The organism is Halorubrum californiense DSM 19288 (assembly GCF_000336875.1).
Taxonomy (GTDB): Archaea; Halobacteriota; Halobacteria; order Halobacteriales; family Haloferacaceae; genus Halorubrum; species Halorubrum californiense.
The window spans coordinates 1-566 of record NZ_AOJK01000079.1 but is presented as its reverse complement, the minus strand read 5'-3'; the positions used below and the strand labels follow the sequence as shown (position 1 = coordinate 566).

At 61.8% G+C, this 566-nt stretch carries 1 protein-coding gene; it reads left to right on the top strand.

The features are described 5' to 3' along the window. Nucleotides 1-566 (top strand): RNA-guided endonuclease TnpB family protein (locus tag C463_RS16670; RefSeq protein ID WP_008446136.1); only part of this gene is annotated, 566 nt, incomplete at both ends.

Genomic DNA, 566 nt, shown 5'->3' with positions numbered 1-566 from the left:
TTCGCAGCCCGTGACTGTTTCCGACGAGGCGCGGGCGACTCCACTGGCTGATGAAACGGCCGCTCTGGATATCGGTGCGAACAATCTCGTTGCCTGTACCACGACGACCGGCGAACAGTATCTGTACGAGGGTCGCGACCTGTTCGCTCGCTTCCGAGAGACGACACAAGAAATCGCCCGGTTACAGGCTAAACTCGAAGCGGGCCGAGACAGCAGCGAGCGCATCCGGCGGTTGTATCGCAAACGCACTCGGCGCCGCGATCACGCGCAAGCAGCGCTGTGTCGCGACGTGATCGAACGGCTGTACGCCGAGGGTGTCAACACCGTGCATGTCGGTGACTTGACCGACGTGCTAGAGACGCACTGGTCCGTCGAGGCGAACGCTAAGACACACAATTTCTGGGCGTTCAGGAAATTCGTGGACCGACTGGCCTGTACCGCCGAAGAGTACGGTATCTCGGTTGAGGCTCGGTCGGAAGCGTGGACGAGTCAGGAGTGCCCGCAGTGCGGGTCGACGGAGCGAACCACGCGGCATCAGGAGACGCTGACGTGTCCGTGCGGGTTTG